Annotated in this window: 3 protein-coding genes; all 3 read right to left on the bottom strand. The window is 64.4% G+C overall.

Annotated elements, in window-relative coordinates; translation table 11 throughout:
- Positions 1-60: 60 nt before the first annotated feature.
- Positions 61-1,173 carry an NDMA-dependent alcohol dehydrogenase gene (locus R1101_RS0118195; protein WP_016934781.1) on the bottom strand — a complete coding sequence of 371 codons (1,113 nt, stop codon included), beginning with the start codon at positions 1,171-1,173 and terminating at the stop codon, positions 61-63.
- Between the two features lie 35 nt (positions 1,174-1,208).
- Positions 1,209-2,708, bottom strand: a complete 1,500-nt coding sequence (locus R1101_RS0118200; protein WP_026003436.1) for an aldehyde dehydrogenase family protein — start codon at positions 2,706-2,708, stop codon at positions 1,209-1,211.
- Between the two features lie 97 nt (positions 2,709-2,805).
- A partial coding sequence (locus tag R1101_RS0118205; protein ID WP_026003437.1) for a helix-turn-helix domain-containing protein occupies positions 2,806-3,823 on the bottom strand: 1,018 nt, incomplete at its 5' end.

Here is a 3,823-nt window from a genome sequence, read left to right on the forward strand (position 1 = left end):
TGAGATCACCGGTGTGCCGGGGCAGAGGATCCCGCACGCGCTTGCGGGTGGGCAGGTCCGCTACCGCTCGTGCACGATGACGCCGCGAATGTTCCTGCCGGCACGCAGATCCTCGTAGCCCTTGTTGACTTCTTCGAGTGAGTAGCGGGTCGTGACGAGTTCGTCGAGCTTCAACTCGCCCTGGTCGTACATACGCAACAGTCGGACGATGTCGTATTGCGGGTTGGCCGACCCGAACAGCGTCCCCTTGATTGTCTTCTCGTTCAGCGTCAGATCGGCGCCGGACACGTGCACGGTCAGTTTGGTCGGATCGGCCAAGCCGGTAATGACGACGGTGCCGCCCTTACCGATCACGGCGGTCGCAGCCGCGACCACCTCTTCGTCGACCGTACCTACCAGGATCAGCGCCTGGTCCGCGCCTTGGCCCCAACTCAGCTCGTTCACCTTCGCTGCGGCTTCCTCTGCAGTGGCGAAGGCATGGGTGGCCCCGAATTTCAGCGCGGTTTCCCGTTTGAAGGGGAGTGGATCGACCACGACCACGTACCGTGCTCCGGCTTGCACCGCACCCTGCACCGCGTTGATACCGAGACCGCCGATGCCGTAGACGACAACGATGTCACCGGCCCGGACGCCGCCGGCGTACACAGCGGTCCCCCATCCCGAAGGGACGCCGCAGCCGACGAGAACCGCGGTCTCGAGGGGCAGCCAGTCGTCCACCTTGACGACCGAGTGCTGAGATATCGTGGCCCGCTCCGAAAATGTCCCGAGCATGCACATGGCGCCGAATTCCAGCTCACCGGAGCGGAATCTGAAGCTTCCATCGGGCATCGATCCCTCCAGGATCGTGGCGCCCATATCGCACAGGTTCTGTCGGCCGGTGGCGCAGTATCGGCAGGTCCCGCAGTTGGGGATGAAACTGCACACCACGTGATCGCCGGGCTTGACCTTCGTGACCCCGGGTCCGACTTCCTCGATGATGCCCGAGCCCTCGTGGCCGCCGACGATGGGATAGCGCGGCGGGAGGTCGCCGTCGGTCAGGTGCAGATCGGAATGGCACAGTCCCGCCGCGGTGTACTTGATGAGTACCTCGCCGGGCCCGGGGCCGTCCAGGTCGAGTTCCATGATCTCGAAGGGCTTTCCGGCCTCGAGTAGAACAGCAGCCTTGGTCTTCATATGTGCTCTCCTGTTGAGTGCGGGGTGCGGGGATGTCAGAGCGCGACGTTGACGGCTTTGGTCTGGGTATAGAGGTCGATGGCGGCCCCACCGAGTTCGCGACCCCAGCCGGACTGCTTGTAGCCACCGAACGGCATGGCCGTATCGAAGCCGTTGTACTGGTTGATCCATACCGATCCGGCCTTCAGAAGACGCGCGGTGCGGTGTGCCTTCGAGATGTCACGGGTCCAGATGCCGGCAGCCAAGCCGTAGATCGAGCTGTTGGCGGCGGTGACGATGCCGTCATCGGCATCGAACGGCATCGCGGCGACGACCGGCCCGAAGATCTCCTCCCGCACGACACTGAACTCCGGCTTCACGTCGACCAAGACGGTCGGCTCGACGAAGTATCCGGTCTCGCCCCAGCGCCGACCACCTGTCAGGGCCCGCGCGCCGTCCGCGAGCCCGTCGCGCAGGTAGCCGGTGACCCGGTCGAGTTGTTCCTGCGACACGAGCGGGCCGAGCTCGGTCATGGGGTCGAGACCCGGACCGATCTTGACTTTGCTCGCGGCCTCGGCGACTGCTTGGGTGAAACGTTCGAAGATGGTGTTCTCGACGTACAGGCGTGTGCCGGCGACGCAGCACTGGCCGTGGTTGAAGAGCCATGCGTTGAGTGAGCCTCGCACGGCTGCATCGAAATCGGCGTCGGCGAAAACGATATTCGGGCTCTTACCGCCGAGTTCGAGGGTGACCTTCTTGAGGTTGCCTCGGGCCGCGTCGACGATCTTCTTTCCGACCTCGGTGGAGCCCGTGAAGGCGATTTTGTCGACGTCTTCGTGCGCTGACAGCGCGGCCCCTGCGTCACCGAAGCCGGGTACCACGTTGACCACGCCGGGCGGGAAGCCTGCCTCCTCGAAGATTTCGGCGAGCATCAGTGCGGTCAGCGGTGTCTGTTCGGCGGGTTTGAGGATCACAGTGTTACCGGCTGCGAGAGCGGGTGCGAGCTTCCACGACGCCATCAGCAGGGGGAAGTTCCACGGTACGATCAGCCCGCAGACTCCGACCGGCTCCCTCAGCGTGTAAGCGTGAAACTGACCGCTCGGCGCGAACGGCATGGAGACGTTGACCGTACTGCCCTCGATCTTGGTGGCCCAGCCGGCGTAGTACCGGAAGACGTCGGCTGCCCAAGCGGTGTCGACAGCCGATGCGATCGCAGCGGATTTGCCGTTGTCGAGAGCCTCGAGCTGGCCGAAATCGGCAGCTCGCTCGGTGAGCAGATCGCCGACCCGCCAGATGAGACGCTCACGTTCGTTCGGCTTCATCGAGGCCCACGGTCCCTCGTCGAATGCGCGGCGTGCGGCTCGGACGGCGCGGTCGATGTCGGCGGCTTCACCGTGGGCGACGTCGGCGAGATGCTCGCCCGTGGCGGGATCGTACGTGACGAACGTGCGACCGGATGCTGCATCGACGAAACGGCCGTCGATGTACAGCAATTTGGTACCGGCGAGGAAATCACGAACTTTCGCTGAAACCGCCTGCTCGGCAACACCTGTCATGCCACAACCTCCTGGGGGTGATGCATATGATGTGGAACACATTCATCGTGCCTTCCGAAGAGGTGGCGGAACTGTTCAAGCATTGGACAGCAATCGGTCACATCTTGATGTCGAGAGCCCGGATCCGGCTGTACAGCGTTGTGCGGCTGATGCCGAGGAGGGCGGACGCATGCACCTTGTTACCGCCGCTTTCCTGCAATGCTTCGATGATCGCTTCCCGCTCGGCGCGTTCGCGGCCGCCCAGACGAGCCACCCGAGCGGGTGCACGATACGGTTCGGGCAGGTCCTCGACCCGGATCATCGCGCCTTCCTTGTCGGAAATGGCGCTGAGGACTGCGCGCAGTTCGACGAGATTGCCCGGCCACGTGTGTTCCGACAGTGCTGCCAATGCACTGGGCCCCAAACGAATCTCCGAACGTCCGAGCTCGGTCGAAAGCGCAGCGACGAGCGCCGGAAGTTCACGGATCCGCTGTCGTAGAGCCGGCACCGTCACTTGCGCGCCGCAACGGGCGAACAGCTCCCGGGCGGCGGGGCGGACGGTGTCGGCGGGATCGGCGGTGAACACGAATCTCGGTCCGTCAACGCGTGAAGCGAGAGACGCCAGCAGCGCGAGGATGGAATCAGGGGCAAGGTCGACGTGTTCGATCAGGACGTGCTCGGGTCCTGTCTCGACGTGCTCGAGCAGCCTCGCAGACCAATTGCGCTCGCCTTCGGCGACCACGTGGGCGGCGTCGATGGCCCACATCGGATCTGCCGCAAACTCTCGTGCAGCCCAACTCCGCCCGCTTCCTGCCTCGCCGAGGATCGCGATCGAGCCGGTACTGGAACGCAATTCGGCCAGGCGGGATCGCAACCGAGAGGTCGCGTCCTGCAACGTAGCCCGCCGACGTACGGGCGCTCGGGTCTCGTCGACATCGAGAAGGAACAGTGCACCGCTTTCGGTGCCGGCCACACGACTGATGCGAAGCTCGGTGTATCCACCGCTGGAGAGCGCGAAGTCGAGTGTGCGCGACTCTCCGGGCGGCATGTCCTCCACAAGTGCGCGCAGCGCCACATGATCACCCGGTTCGAGTAGTTCGACGGCGGCCTTGTTGGTGAGCATGACGTCTTGTCCC

The sequence above is a fragment of the Rhodococcus sp. R1101 genome (genome assembly GCF_000278445.1).
Classification (GTDB): domain Bacteria; phylum Actinomycetota; class Actinomycetes; order Mycobacteriales; family Mycobacteriaceae; genus Rhodococcus; species Rhodococcus gordoniae.

What these genes read in the sequence shown, in the direction of transcription:
- R1101_RS0118195 (WP_016934781.1), bottom strand. Translation starts at nt 1,173, where the DNA reads ATGAAGACCAAGGCTGCTGTTCTACTCGAGGCCGGAAAGCCCTTCGAG.
- R1101_RS0118200 (WP_026003436.1), bottom strand. Translation starts at nt 2,708, where the DNA reads ATGACAGGTGTTGCCGAGCAGGCGGTTTCAGCGAAAGTTCGTGATTTC.